Genomic DNA, 14473 nt, shown 5'->3' on the forward strand with positions numbered 1-14473 from the left:
TTTAATTTAGCGATAACTGATTGCTAGGCAATTAACCTACTCTTTAAAGAAAAATTCTCGATAAGTTTTTAATTCAGCAATAGATTCTTTAATATCATCTAACGCTAAATGAGCGCCTGTTTTAACAACTTTATCTAACACTTCAGGCTTCCAGCGTCTTGCTAGTTCTTTAATTGTGCTAACATCAATATTTCTGTAATGAAAAAACTCTTCAAAATCAGGCATGTACTTATGCGCAAAACGCCTATCTTGACCAATACTATTACCACACATTGGCGACTTACCTGCTGGCACCCACTTTTTGACAAAAGCTAACGTTTCTTGAGTTGCTTGAGCTAGGCTCACATCACTGTCTTTGCAACGTTGAGTTAATCCCGATTTGCCATGTTGCTCAATACACCAAGGATTCATGTTATCTAAAACACTATCAGTTTGATGAATAGCAAAAACAGGACCTTGCGCTAAAATATTTAACTGACTATCTGTAACGATGGTCGCTATTTCCAAAATTACGTCTTCTGCAGGCTCGAGTCCTGTCATTTCTAAATCAAGCCAAATTAAATTACTATCGCTACAGGTCATAAAGTTCCCTTAAAAAATGCACGAGCATTCATATATAATTGTTAGTATAATACGTCAGAAATACGTTGGATCAAATAAAAAATCATATGAATTACTCCCGTGGCTAAGGCCAAAAAACTGACTAAAGGTCAGCAAAGGCGCATCCGAGCCAATCATGATAAAAAATTACAGAGTAAAACGCCGTCTAAAAAAGATAAAGTTCAGTGGCAAGATGATGACTTAGGCGCCGCTCAATCAGGCGTTATTGTAAGCCGTTTTGGTCAACATGCTGATGTTGAGTGTACGCAAGGCAACATATATCGTTGTAACTTACGTCGTTCAATAACGTCTTTAGTTTGTGGTGATAAGGTTTTGTGGCGACTAGGGAAAGAAACCCAACATAGCATTACAGGGGTTATTGAAGCCGTTCATGAAAGAGGGTCGGTGTTAAGTCGCCCAGATGTTTACGATGGCGTAAAACCTATTGCGGCAAATATCAGTCAAATTCTAATTGTCTCTTCAGTGCTACCTGCATTTAATAGTGACATTATTGACCGCTATTTAGTCGCCGCCGAACAAACAGGGATAACTCCTGTTATTGTACTCAATAAAATAGACTTATTAGATAGTATTTCACAAGAAGAGCAGAACGCGATTACAGAGCAGTTAAATATTTATCGTGATATTGGCTATCAAATATTATTTGCGAGCAGCCAATCACGTGATGGAATTAGTGAGTTAAGAGAACAGCTAGCTGAGCATACTAGTATTTTTGTAGGTCAATCAGGCGTTGGTAAATCAACGCTAGTTAATGCACTCATGCCTAACCTTGGGGTGTTAACACAAGAAGTTTCTCAAAACTCAGGGTTAGGACAACACACAACTACTGTTGCCCGTTTATACCACTTTAGTGAAGGGGGTGATTTAATAGACTCCCCTGGTATTAGGGAGTTTGGTTTATGGCACTTAACTCCTGAACAGGTCTGTAATGGCTTTATTGAATTTGAACCTTATATTGGCTTATGTAAGTTTCGCGACTGTAAACATCAAGCCGATCCCGGTTGTGCCCTTATTGCAGCAAGTACCGAGCAAAAAATTTCCGATAAACGTCTAGCAAGCTTTCAACGAATTTTAGCTAGTTTAGATGAAAATAAATTAACCTCACGTTTTAATGATTAAGGAAACCCAGTGTCTTCAGAAAATAGTTTAATGGACAAAGTTAAAATCACCTTGCAATACCTTATGCCAAAGCACGCAATTTCTCGCCTAACGGGAAAGTTTGCCGCCGCAAAAATGGGTTGGCTCACCACCTTTGCTATAAGCAAGTTTATTAAGGCTTACGGTATTAATATGCAAGAAGCTAAACTGAAAAATGCCAGTGACTTTGCCAGCTTCAATGACTTTTTTACACGAGAGCTAGCCGACGGAGCTCGTACAATCGAAGCCGGTTCAAACTTATGTTACCCCGTTGATGGTGCCATTAGTCAACAAGGAGATATTGTTGACGGTCAACTGATTCAAGCAAAGGGCTTTAATTACAGTCTCACTTCTTTATTGGGTGGTGACGCTCGTACTTCAGCACCTTTTCAAGGAGGAAAATTCTCCTGTATTTATTTAGCCCCAAAAGATTACCACCGCATACATATGCCAATGGACGCAACATTACGTGAAATGATCTATGTTCCTGGTGAGTTGTTTTCAGTAAACCCACTAACAGCGAGAAATGTTCCTGATCTTTTTGCACGCAATGAACGTGTAGTAGCCATTTTCGATACTGAATTTGGTGAACTTGCTATGGTATTAGTTGGAGCAACTATAGTTGCTAGCATTGAAACAACATGGGCAGGTACTATCACCCCACCGGCAGGTAAAGATATTTTTAGGTGGCAATACCCTAAAAGTGGCATCAATACCATCAGCTTCAAAAAAGGGGATGAAATGGGTCGCTTCAAACTAGGCTCAACCGTTGTTTGTGCTTTTTCTCCTAATATGCTGGAAGAGTTTACACCTGAAGCGGGTCCTGGTACTACAACTCGCCTGGGTGAGCCTTACGCTATGTTGAAGTCTCTTGATACACAATAGACTAAGATTATAAAAAGGTTGCTCATTTAATCTACACAAGATACGATTAAGTTCGTATTTTGTGTTTTTTATGAAATATTTATTATATTTCGTAAAAATACCAAGAGAAAAGTACGTTTAAGAGTAAAACTATACAACATACACTTATAGCTATACGCCTGATATTAATTTAAATGAAGGAATACTAAATGGTCAATGCACGTCCTGCAGCAAAGCCAACAGAAGCAGAGTTAACATTATTAAATGTATTGTGGAAAATGGGTCCTGCAACGGTTAGACAAGTTCACGATGAAGTTAGTAACTACCAGAAAACAGGCTACACTACTGTATTAAAGATATTGCAAATTATGCATGAAAAAGCTTTAGTGATACGTGATGAAAGTAATCGTGCTCATGTATATGCTGCAGCTAATAGCGAAACACACACACAGTCCTCATTAATTAAAGACCTTATTAGTAAAGCATTTGGTGGCTCAACCTCTAAATTAGTCATGCGCGCTATTGATGACTCCACCAGCGCTAAAGAAATCAATGATATTCGTCAGCTTTTAGACTCTTTGGATAAATAAACGACTATTATGCTAGCGCCATTATTTAACACACCAATTTTATATAGCTTAGCGTTAACTTTGCTGCATTTTCTGTGGCAAGGGTTATTGATCGCGGCTATTGTAAAGTTTGTATTGTTATTTATTGATAAAAGCAGACCCCAAATACGCTATGTTTTATGTGCAGCGGCAATGCTAGCCAATTTATGTACAGCAATTATTACTTTTAATATTATATTGCCAACGAGTGACTTATTAAATAGTAGCACTCCCTCATTGGCATTAAACAACCTGACTGCCGATATAGAGTTAACTTCATCGTTATCAGGTTATCAAGAGTTACTGCCGTCATTATTAGCTTACGTGTTGCCATATCTGTCTTTGGCTTGGTTAGCTATCATACTTGTGCTAACGGTTAAATTGTTAATTGAAATACGTAATGTAAATCTATTGCCACAACACGCTAGTAAATTGCCAGAAAAACAATTACAGCGTCGATTTATCGAGTTAAGTCAGCAAGTTAAATTAACCAGAATACCTACATTGCTTATCTCTATGAAAGCCGAAGTTCCTATGGCTATTGGTATATTTAAACCTGTTGTACTGATTCCAGTCACTATGGTAACAGGGTTATCCCCTGCACAACTTGAAATGTTACTGTTACATGAGCTTGCTCATATTCGCAGACATGATTACTTAGTTAACTTTTTACAGACCATTATTGAACTGTTATTTTTCTTTCATCCTAGCGTTCACTGGCTCGCAAAAAATATGCGAAATGAGCGAGAGTATTGCAGTGATGATATTGCAGTCAAACATTGTGGCGACCCCATCGCTTATGCGCATACACTAACCGATACCGCAACACTATGCCTTCATCAACACACGATCCCTAATATGGCTATGGCGGCTTCTGGTGGTGATTTAAAAGAAAGGGTGGTACGTTTAGTTGATCATCACTGCGCCCCAAAAAATCATATTGGCAAATGGTTTGCAGCCATGACCCTACTATTATTTATTGCAATATTTTTTATACAGCAATTGTTTGCAAGTAATTATTCTCCACGTTGGGTTTATCACCTACCATGGCAAGCTCAACATTTAGCCTCTACAGAGAGCCCTTATATCGCAAGTCTTGAGAGTAGCTTAGACGACAGTATTATCACTACAGACTCTATAGCACAGCAATTATTACTAGGACCAGGTGATAGTGCACATCAAAAGCAAGAACAGAGCCCGAGTATTGAAACTAGCTTAACAATCTCTAGCACTAGTGTTGATAGTGTTGATAGTGTTGATAGTGTTGATAGTGTTGCAACGGATGTTATATCTACTAATGATATAGTAGGCACTGATTTAGTTGCAAATACACTATCTCGTAGTGATAAAACAATTAAAGTCTTCAATACCAACTTGGGTAATCAGAGTATAAGTACAGATAACTTATTAGCCACTAAGCAAAGTTTAGATCATGAATACGCTATTAATGATCTTGATTTAGCAGTAAATCTTTCTTCAATCAAGCAGTTACCAAAAGAATTAAAAGTGGAATTAAAAGCAGAAAAAGTAACTCAAATATTACCCCGACAAACATTGTTAGCTGAGTCTCAAGGAGAGACTACTTACCTTAACAACCAGCAGGAAAATAACACTCTTTTAGTAAAATCGGCTAAGCCTATTAAGACACAAAAGAATGAAGTAGCAAATAAAGTTGAGCGTATAAGCGAAAATATTAGCCTAGATAATATTATTTCAACCGAGCCTTATCAAAGTTATGAGCTAGCACTTACTCAAAGAGAAGAAAAACCTATAGAGCGTAAATTTAAACAATCAAGTACAGTACAGCACAGTATTAGTAGTGCCCAACGCAAATATGAAGCTAAGCAGCTCACTTCTGTAGATCCTGTTTATCCTAGCTTAGCTAAACGTAAAGGAATAGAAATAGAAGTAAAGGTACGCTTCACTATAGATCGCAATGGCGAAGTGAAAGACATTAATTTTTCACAACAAAGTCGTCTAAATTATTTTAAAAGTGCAATTCGTACCGCGATGAGACAATGGCGTTTCATGCCAGCAAAAGTAGATAATAAAGTAGTAGAAAGCCAAATGTCCAAGATATTCTCGTTCAGTTTACAAGGTTAACTTAACTGATTTATGCTCGCAGGTAAGACAAATAACCTAGTAAGGCTAACCTGTTACTTAGCTATATTTACGCTAATAAACACAGCTTTTGCTCGTAGTACATTAACAGAAATTAGCATTGGAAACAGTACGATGAACAATACCCGCAGCTTTTCCCAAGAATCATCACTTAAGCAAAAAATCACTAATGAAATTGCGGAATTCTGGCAGCAGGGCACATTTTCTTCTTTTAAAGGAGCGAAAAAAACTCGTATTAATTACGCTTATTTTGCTACTTCTCCTCAGCAAAAGTGCCTAATTATTGTTAACGGACGTAATGAAAGTTACTTAAAGTACCAAGAATTAAGTTATGATCTTACTCGGCAAGGGTTTCAAGTTTTTCTATTTGACCACCGTGGTCAAGGCTTATCAGAACGATTATTAAAATCAGAATATAAAGGTTATGTAGAGAGCTTTCAGGATTATGTCAATGATCTGAATGGCTTTATTGATAACGTGGTCACACCACACTGTCAAAGTAAGCCTTATTTATTAGCGCACTCTATGGGTGGTGCTATTGCAGCTCGTTTTATGCAAGACTATCCTGAAAAAATACAAGCCTCAGTTTTAAGTGCTCCTATGCTAGGGTTTAATACCGGAGCGGCGCCCAATGTTATTGCAAGAGGCTTAATAAAAGCACTTAACGGCTTCAACCGACTTGTTGATGATACACCTTGGTATTTAATAAGCCAGCAAGATTACCAAGTAGCAAAGTTTGCTGATAATGAGTTAACTCAGTCAAAAGTACGCTTTAAAATATTCACTGAACTGCAGGAAGAAAACCCAGAAATTCAATTAGGAGGGGTAACCTTGCAATGGTTAGTTGAGGGAATTAACGCGCAAAAAGCTATTTTTTCAAACATAACTGCGTTAACTACACCCACTATAGTATTACAAGCTGGTGAGGATACTGTTATAGATAACGCCTCGCAAGATTATTTTTGCCAAAAGCTGCATACAGTTCACCCGCAATCATGCCCTACAAGTAAGCCAGTATTAATCGAAGGTGCACGACATGAGCTTTTCTTCGAAAAAGATATCTATCGTAATGAAACATTAAACACGTTATTAGACTGGTTTGAGCTGCACTCTCATTAGATAACGCTATGGTTTACCGTTGAGCTAGGATCATGGTGAATAAAAACCTCACAAGGTGCTAAACGCTTACATATCTCTTTTTCAATTGCTTCACCAATACTATGTGCCTCTAATAATGATAACTCATCGGCTAACTCTAAATGAAACTGAATAAAACGTTGTACACCCGCTTGTCGAGTTCTTAAGTCATGTATACCCAAGGCTTTGTTATGAGAAGCAACAACTGCTTTGATTTGCGCTAATTCATCCTCACTTAATTCTGTATCCATTAATTGTTTAACACTTTGTAATACAATTTTTCCAGCGCCGACAAATAAGTATAAAGCAATAATAATCGTAAAAATACCATCAGCATACAGCCAGATCCCTTGACTTAAAATAATAGCTACTAAAACGCCAAAATTAAGTAATAGGTCTGATTGGTAGTGTAAAGCATCGCCACTAATAATAATGGACCCCGTTTTTTTTATCACAAAGCGCTGAAATATAACCAATGCTAACGTTAACGCTATCGAGATAATTGTCACCCAAATAGCGACTTCACCTTGCATAATAACTTGCGGATTAATAACACGAGAAATGCCACTAAAAACAAGCAAAATAGCAGATCCAAGTACAAATGCAGCTTGTACTAGTCCAGCTAAACTTTCAGCTTTACCGTGGCCAAAAGTATGCTCTTTATCGGCAGGTGCCAATGCAAAACGCAAAATAACAATATTCATTAATGATGCGAACAAGTCTAATAATGAATCAGTTGTTGAAGCAAGAATCGCAGTAGAGTCGGTAACTAGCCACGCGTATAACTTTATTAGTACTAATAATAAAGCAACACTAGTCGATACTATCGCAGCCATTCGTACCCATAGCGCATAATCATTATTCTTTTTTGTCTGATTGACCACAATTCCTCCCTGCTCTAAATAAACTATCGACTGTAACTCATAACTATTACTGGTTATAATAGCAAAAATTTATCAGAGCCATTATTGTTATGCTAGATGTAGTTCTTTTTCAACCACAAATCCCACCCAATACCGGTAATATTATTCGTCTCTGCGCAAACTCAGGCTTTAGACTACACCTAATTGAACCATTAGGTTTTGATTTAGACGATAAAAAGTTACGTCGAGCAGGTTTAGATTATCATGAATTTGCCGCAATACAGCGCCACGAAAGCTACGATGCATTTATTGAGAGTGAAAAGCCTCAACGTGTTTTAGCCATAACCACTAAAACTAACAATTACTATGGTGATGTGAAGTTCACTAAAGGAGATTACTTACTTTTTGGCTCTGAAACTAGTGGATTACCTGAAGAAGTTCGGTCTAAAATCCCTGATGAAGATAAGATACGCATCCCTATGCTTGAAGGGAGTCGCAGTATGAACTTGTCAAATGCTACCGCAGTGATTGTTTATGATGCATGGCGACAATTAGGCTTTCCTAATGCAGTCTAAATAACCTGAGCTTGGCTTAAGGGATTTAATAGCAAGTCTATTGCAAGTAAACCCAACGTGGTTAATGATGAATATAACCTCTTGAAATAATTTTATTATCCTGAGTTCTGGCTAATAGCCTATACCAAAGCGTATAACTTTTAATTAAAAAGCAGAAATAAAAAAAGCTAAATAGAACCATAATATATCGTCTTATTTAGCTTTTTTATAAGTTGTTTTTATAACGGACTATTCAAACTTCCTGTCTCTAGAAAGCAAGTTTGCGGCTGCGATTTTAGCATCACAACCTCGATAGAGTACTTCATAAACTTGTTCAACGATTGGCATTTCTACACCAACTCGTTGAGCAAGCATATAAACTTCTTTGGTATTGCGATAACCTTCAACAACCTGGCCAATTTCTGATATGGCTTGCTCAACTTCATCACCCTTACCTAGTGCTAAACCAAATCGACGGTTGCGGGATTGATTATCAGTACATGTTAAGACTAAATCACCTAAGCCAGCCATCCCCATAAACGTTGACGCTTGAGCATCTAAGGCTAATCCTAAACGGGTCATTTCAGCCAAACCACGGGTAATTAATGCAGTTCTTGCATTGGCACCAAAGCCGATACCATCAGCAATACCCGCTGCAATAGCAATAACATTTTTAACTGCACCACCAAGCTGCACACCAATAAAATCATTATTCGAATAAACTCGAAAACGTTTTTCACAATGCAACAAATCAGACAACTCTGCGACAAAAACATCATCAGTTGATGATAATGAAATTGCGGTGGGTAAGCCTGAGGCCATTTCTTTGGCGAAAGTAGGCCCAGATAAGACAGCGAGGGCAATATCCTGCCCTAAAATATCGCGAGCAACCGTGTGCAATAATGCTCCGGTATTTGGATCAAGTCCTTTAGTTGCCCAAGCAATACGGCTGTTACTATTTAACATTGGCGCTATTTGTTTAAGCATATCGCCAAAGGCATGACTCGGCACAACAACAAGAATGTTATTACTCGCCTGTACCGCTGATGTTAAATCAGCTTCAACCAATAAGCTTTCAGGAAAAGGGCAACCACCAAGATATTTAACATTCTCTCTGGCGTGACTCATCGCTACCGCATGTTCTCGATCGCGCCCCCACAATAGTGTTTTATGACCATTTCGAGCTAAACAAATAGCCAAAGCCGTACCATAAGAGCCAGCGCCGAGTACGGTTATATCTGCAGAAAGGGTCATTAATACTACCTAATTATCACTTGTGAAATAAATTAAAAACGATTAATGCGTTTCGCTACTTTCAGGTACTTGCGCCTGCGCTGCACGTTGCTGCATATATGAAGCAAATAAACTATCAAAATTAACCGGCGTTAAGTTAAATTGCGGGAAAGAACCACGATTAACCATACTCGCGATAGCTTCACGCGCATAAGGGAATAACGTTGCTGGACAGAATGCACCAACAGTATGTGCTAATTGTGCTTCAGGTAAATTACCAATAGTAAAGATACCTGCTTGCTGCACTTCAGCTAAGAAAGCTGTTTTTCCTTCAACAATCGCAGTGACGGTTACCGAAAGTATCACTTCATAAATACCTTCAGATAGTTGAGTTGAACGCGTATCTAAATCTAACTTGATCTCAGGCTTCCATTCTGCTTGAAAAATAGCTGGTGAATTAGGCGTTTCAAATGATATATCTTTGGTGTAAATACGCTGAATAGCAAATTCTGCTGTTGGTGTTTCTTCGTTTGATACTGCTTGGTTCTCGTCTGACATGATAATTCCTATTTTTTATATAATTTTTTGCTTGGCTCGCATAAGCCATAACAACTAAAAATTAAAAATAACAGTGAGCTAATGACTCACTGTTAGATAACATTTATTAAGGTGTAGTAAGTAGTGTATCGAGCTGCTGTTTAGCATCTAATGCGACTAAATCATCACAGCCTCCGATGTGTTTATCGCCAATAAAAATTTGTGGTACTGTATAGGCACCTTGACTTCGCTCAATCATTACGCTGCGTAATGAAGGGTTATCATCTATTTTTATTTCATTAAAACTAACTGACTTTTGTTTTAATAACGCAATAGCATGACTACAGTATGGGCAGTATGCTTTGGTATAAATCTCTACTTTCGCCATTGTTCTCACCTCAATTTTTTATAACAAGACTCTTAGTGCATATTGCAGCTATAGTAGAGTTTTATTTATTAGCTTTCATTTTTTGGTTAGTGGTAAGCCGGCGCTAGTCCATGAGTTCATGCCGCCTTTTAAAATACTAACGCGTTCAAAACCTGCCTTTGATAAATCATTAGCAACTTTAACAGCGCTTAATCCAGCACTACATATTACAATGATGGGCTTGTCTTTTTTATTTTCAAGGCTAGCGAAACCGTTTTTAGTAATTTTTTCATTAGATAAACTAACAGCATCAAGAATATGATTAGCTTTAAAGTCTTTATCTGTACGTATATCTAAAGCAATACCTTCTTCTCTGTTCATTAAAAATGTCAAATCTTGTGGGCTAATTTGCTTAATCGGTGACATTTTCATGCGAATAGTTGTCACAATAATCATCACAACAAGTGCAACCCAGATAGCACTTAACATGCCGTTATTGCCCGCAAAAGTAATTAATTCATCCATTGTTTAGTAACCATTATTATTAATAATTTTAATCGGCATATTATACCCAAGTCTTTTAGAAATGCGAGCTTAACCCTTTATTGAAAATTTAGTAACTCACTATGGAATATTTCTCCTGTAAATCCTTAGTGAATATCCCGAAATGACTGTGTACAATAGTTATTCAACAGACCCTAAAGTAATTCAGCATTCAGTGATAGGAAACAACATGGCACATAAAAAATCTATGGTTCTAATGATATTAGATGGTTGGGGATACAGAGAAGACTCAAGCTCTAACGCCATATTGAGCGCTAACACGCCAGTATTAGATAATTTAAAAGCTAATTATCCTAACATGCTGATAAACACTTCAGGTATGGCTGTTGGCTTGCCTGATGGACAAATGGGCAACTCTGAAGTTGGTCATGTTAATTTAGGTGCAGGTCGTACGGTTTACCAAGACTTTACTCGCATTACTAAATCAATTGCAGATGGGGAGTTTTCTCAAAACCCTACTCTATGCCAAGCAGTAGACTCGGCAGTAGCAAATGACAAAGCCGTCCACATATTCGGTTTATTATCACCTGGTGGTGTACACAGCCACGAAGATCATATTTTTGCGATGATAGAGCTTGCTCAACAACGTGGTGCAAGCAAAGTTTATTTGCACGCATTTTTAGACGGCAGAGATACTCCACCGCGCAGTGCCAAGTCCTCATTAGAAAAAGCACAACAAAAATTTGTAGAGCTGTTCCCTAATGGCAATGGACAAATCGCTTCAATTATTGGTCGATACTTTGCAATGGATAGAGACCAACGTTGGGATCGCGTTGAAGCTGCCTATAACTTGATGGTAAGCGGTGAAGGACTTCACCAATACGATAATGCTCTTACCGCATTAGCTGACGCTTACCAACGAGATGAAAATGATGAGTTTGTTGGTGCCAGTGCTATTACTCAGCCAAATGGAGAAACCGTGCAAATTAACGATGGTGATTCGCTAATTTTTATGAATTTCAGAGCTGACAGAGCGCGTCAATTTAGCCGTTGCTTTACCGAAGACAACTTTGACGGTTTTACCCGTAAAAAAATACCTAACATCGCTAATTTTGTCATGTTAACTCAATACTCTGCTGACATAGATGCCCCGAGTGCTTTCGAACCAGCCGCATTAAATAATGTTATGGGTGAATGGTTAGCTAAACATAATAAAACGCAATTACGTATTTCTGAAACTGAAAAATACGCTCACGTTACCTTTTTCTTTAGTGGTGGTAAAGAAGACACCTTTGATGGTGAAGAACGTATTTTAATCCCATCGCCTAACGTCGCCACCTATGACTTACAACCAGAAATGAACTCAACTTTGTTAACCGATAAACTAGTTGAAGCAATTCACAGTGGTAAGTATGACTTTATTGTTTGTAATTACCCGAATGGCGATATGGTCGGACATACAGGTAGTTTTGATGCAGCGGTTAAAGCTTGTGAAGCCGTAGACACTTGTATTGGTCGCGTTGTTGATGCCTTACAACAAACTGGTGGTGAGTGTTTAATCACTGCTGATCATGGTAATGCAGAACAAATGTTAGATGAAGTATCAGGTCAAGCTCACACTGCACACACTTGTGAACCTGTACCTTTAATTTACGTTGGCAGAAGTGCAGTTCCCGAAGCCACAGGCACACTTAGTGATATATCACCAAGCATTTTACACTTAATGGGCATAGAGCAGCCGGTAGAAATGACAGGGAGAGTATTAATGCCATTAACTAAGTGATATATTTGTTTTTTAACAATTAAATTACCTCATCTTAGTTATGGCACTATTGACTAGTCTGCAATTTATTAGCAAAAGACGTTTTATAAATCATTACTTATTACTAGGCTTAGCTTTAATTAGCCTGGTAATAAGTCACTTGTCTTACGCTAAAGGTGAGCAAAGTAACGATTATCAAGAAAGTCAGCAAAAGAACAAAGCCAAGCTCAGTGATATTCAACAAGCTATCGCCAAGCAAGAATCTAACATTTATGACACCAATAAGAAAAGATCCGCTTTAGAGTTGCAGCTAAAAAATGATGATTTAGCCATTGCCAGTACCGCAAAAAAAATTAATGATATTGAAACACAATTATCAACAACCCAAGAAAAAATCACTGAACTTGCTAAAGAGAAAAAGCAACTCACCCAAGATAAAATTCACCAAGAAAGTTTACTCGCACAACAACTCCGTTCAGCTTATACCACAGGGCAACACGACTACTTAAAGTTACTTTTAAACCAAGAGCAAAGTGAAAAGATACAGCGCACGATTAGTTATTATCAATATTTTAATAAAGCGCGTATCACTGAAATTGAGCAATTTGAAAGTACCATCATCGAGCTGCAAAAAGTCACGCACCAACATCAAGAAAAAATTGAGCAGTTACAAGTATTAAAAGACAAACAACTGACACAAAGTAAACAGTTAAAAGAGCGAAAAAGTCAGCGTAGCGATACCTTAAGCAAGCTCAGTAAATCACTATTATCAAGCCAACAGCAGCTAGCCAAACTTAAAATGGAGGAAAGTAATTTAAACCTTGCCTTACAAAAGCTAGCCAAACAAATTCAAGCTGAAGCCGATCTCGTTGGCTTAAGTAAGCTAAAAAACAAACTATCTTGGCCTGTTAAGGGAAGAATGCTGCATCGCTTTGGTAGCAATAAACAAGGCTATTTAAAATGGAAAGGCGTTTTATTATCTGCTCCTGTGGGTAGGCAAGTACAAACTATTCACAGCGGTACTATTTTATTTTCAGACTGGCTTAAAGGCTACGGGTTACTTACTGTTATTGACCATGGTGATGGCTATATGAGTCTTTATGCGCACAATCAAGCTTTACTTAAGTCTGTGGGTGATCGCGTAGAAACGGGTGAACCCATTGCCCTTGTAGGACAAAGTGGCGGGCAAGATCAAACAGGGTTATATTTTGAAATACGCCATCGTGGCGAAGCAGTAAACCCAAAACTTTGGTGTAAATAAGCGCCAATATATTCTAAGTAACCTAAACAAGTAAACCAAGCCAGTTATATTACATAACAACAAAATCAATATAATACGCTTCAATCGGCTATATTTTATTGTTACTCTATAACTATTATAAAAATAAGTATTCTAAGCCGTGATAAAAAAATTCTTAATTGCCCTATCGATTTCTTTTAGTATTATATATTGCCCGTTCTTATCTGCTGAAACAGTGAAAGTTGCCATAGTTATTGATGATATGGGTTATCGGTACACCGACGAAAAAGCACTCTCGTTACCCGGTAATGTAACTTATGCAATGCTCCCTCATACTACTTATGGTAAAAAGCTGGCAATAAAGGCAAATGAGCAAAAAAATGACGTTATTATCCATATTCCTATGGAAGCAAATAATAGAAAATATCTAGGGCCAGGGGCTATCACTAGCGCAATGAATGAACAAGCGGTTCACAAAAGCCTAACCGAGTCATTTAATGATATACCTTTTGCTATTGGTATTAATAACCATATGGGTAGTTACTTAACTAAACTTTATAAACCTATGACTTGGACGATGAGTTTTCTAAAAGAGCGAGATTTATTATTTTTAGACAGTAAAACCAGCCCTAGCTCTCAAGCAGTAAAAGCAGCTGTCGATATTGGTGTTCCTGTTAACTCGCGCCATGTATTTTTAGACAATGAATTAACCGACGAATATATTACTAAGCAATTTCAACATCTTATTCGTTACGCTAAAAAGCAAAAGTTTGCGATTGCGATTGCTCATCCTCACCCAGAGACAGTAAGCGCACTCACCAAACTCATTCCTACCTTAAAGCAGAATAATATTGAGTTGGTACCTTTATCAAGCTTATACCCTGCTAAAAAGCTCACCGGCTCTGAGCTAGTAGCAAGTGACTAA

The 14473-nt window shown here is 37.8% G+C and carries 15 protein-coding genes; 9 read left to right on the forward strand and 6 right to left on the reverse strand.

The annotated features are described in order from the left end of the window. Positions 1–36 precede the first annotated feature (36 nt). A complete protein-coding gene (gene orn / locus ABD005_RS02210) occupies positions 37–582 on the reverse strand; it encodes an oligoribonuclease (RefSeq protein ID WP_343814480.1) in 546 nt (181 codons plus the stop codon). A 99-nt stretch (positions 583–681) separates the two neighbouring features. Here orn and rsgA point away from each other — a divergent pair, with 99 nt between their 5' ends. From rsgA to ABD005_RS02235, 5 genes are all read left to right on the forward strand, one after another. Further along, positions 682–1740 carry a small ribosomal subunit biogenesis GTPase RsgA gene (rsgA, locus tag ABD005_RS02215; RefSeq protein ID WP_343814483.1) on the forward strand — a complete coding sequence of 353 codons (1059 nt, stop codon included), beginning with the start codon at positions 682–684 and terminating at the stop codon, positions 1738–1740. Positions 1741–1770: 30 nt separating this feature from the next. Then, positions 1771–2643 carry an archaetidylserine decarboxylase gene (asd, locus tag ABD005_RS02220; RefSeq protein WP_215980333.1) on the forward strand — a complete coding sequence of 291 codons (873 nt, stop codon included), beginning with the start codon at positions 1771–1773 and terminating at the stop codon, positions 2641–2643. A 188-nt stretch (positions 2644–2831) separates the two neighbouring features. Continuing rightward, on the forward strand, positions 2832–3212 hold the full coding sequence (locus tag ABD005_RS02225) for a BlaI/MecI/CopY family transcriptional regulator (protein WP_215980192.1): 381 nt from the start codon (positions 2832–2834) through the stop codon (positions 3210–3212). A 9-nt stretch (positions 3213–3221) separates the two neighbouring features. Further along, positions 3222–5333, forward strand: a complete 2112-nt coding sequence (locus tag ABD005_RS02230; protein WP_343814487.1) for a M56 family metallopeptidase — start codon at positions 3222–3224, stop codon at positions 5331–5333. A gap of 132 nt (positions 5334–5465) precedes the next feature. After that, the gene (locus ABD005_RS02235) at positions 5466–6470 is read left to right on the forward strand and encodes an alpha/beta fold hydrolase (RefSeq protein WP_343814490.1); all 1005 of its coding nucleotides are present in this window, start codon (positions 5466–5468) and stop codon (positions 6468–6470) included. Here ABD005_RS02235 and ABD005_RS02240 read toward each other — a convergent pair. Next, a complete protein-coding gene (locus tag ABD005_RS02240) occupies positions 6467–7372 on the reverse strand; it encodes a cation diffusion facilitator family transporter (RefSeq protein WP_343814493.1) in 906 nt (301 codons plus the stop codon). The two genes, ABD005_RS02235 and ABD005_RS02240, sit on opposite strands and share 4 nt — an antisense overlap. Positions 7373–7461: 89 nt before the next feature. Here ABD005_RS02240 and trmL point away from each other — a divergent pair, with 89 nt between their 5' ends. Further along, positions 7462–7926 (forward strand): tRNA (uridine(34)/cytosine(34)/5-carboxymethylaminomethyluridine(34)-2'-O)-methyltransferase TrmL, encoded by a 465-nt coding sequence (gene trmL, locus ABD005_RS02245; protein WP_343814495.1) that lies wholly within the window; start codon positions 7462–7464, stop codon positions 7924–7926. 228 nt (positions 7927–8154) lie between these two features. Here the strand turns inward: trmL and gpsA are convergent, their stop codons facing one another. The 4 genes from gpsA to ABD005_RS02265 all read right to left on the reverse strand — a co-directional run bounded on the left by gpsA (position 8155) and on the right by ABD005_RS02265 (position 10567). Continuing rightward, on the reverse strand, positions 8155–9159 hold the full coding sequence (gene gpsA / locus ABD005_RS02250; RefSeq protein ID WP_343814497.1) for an NAD(P)H-dependent glycerol-3-phosphate dehydrogenase: 1005 nt from the start codon (positions 9157–9159) through the stop codon (positions 8155–8157). Positions 9160–9201: 42 nt separating this feature from the next. Next, the gene (gene secB, locus ABD005_RS02255) at positions 9202–9696 is read right to left on the reverse strand and encodes a protein-export chaperone SecB (RefSeq protein ID WP_343814500.1); all 495 of its coding nucleotides are present in this window, start codon (positions 9694–9696) and stop codon (positions 9202–9204) included. A 106-nt stretch (positions 9697–9802) separates the two neighbouring features. Next, a complete protein-coding gene (gene grxC, locus ABD005_RS02260; protein ID WP_343814503.1) occupies positions 9803–10063 on the reverse strand; it encodes a glutaredoxin 3 in 261 nt (86 codons plus the stop codon). Between the two features lie 75 nt (positions 10064–10138). Beyond that, positions 10139–10567 carry a rhodanese-like domain-containing protein gene (locus ABD005_RS02265; RefSeq protein WP_343814506.1) on the reverse strand — a complete coding sequence of 143 codons (429 nt, stop codon included), beginning with the start codon at positions 10565–10567 and terminating at the stop codon, positions 10139–10141. Between the two features lie 208 nt (positions 10568–10775). Between ABD005_RS02265 and gpmI the strand changes: the two genes are divergently transcribed. The 3 genes from gpmI (at position 10776) to ABD005_RS02280 (ending at position 14473) form a co-directional block, all read left to right on the forward strand. Then, positions 10776–12329, forward strand: coding sequence for a 2,3-bisphosphoglycerate-independent phosphoglycerate mutase (gpmI, locus tag ABD005_RS02270; protein WP_343814509.1), 1554 nt, complete (start codon positions 10776–10778; stop codon positions 12327–12329). 139 nt (positions 12330–12468) lie between these two features. Continuing rightward, a complete protein-coding gene (locus tag ABD005_RS02275) occupies positions 12469–13569 on the forward strand; it encodes a murein hydrolase activator EnvC family protein (protein WP_343814512.1) in 1101 nt (366 codons plus the stop codon). A gap of 139 nt (positions 13570–13708) precedes the next feature. Then, positions 13709–14473 carry a divergent polysaccharide deacetylase family protein gene (locus ABD005_RS02280; protein WP_343814515.1) on the forward strand — a complete coding sequence of 255 codons (765 nt, stop codon included), beginning with the start codon at positions 13709–13711 and terminating at the stop codon, positions 14471–14473.

This window comes from Colwellia asteriadis (genome assembly GCF_039523295.1).
Taxonomy (GTDB): Bacteria; Pseudomonadota; Gammaproteobacteria; order Enterobacterales; family Alteromonadaceae; genus Colwellia; species Colwellia asteriadis.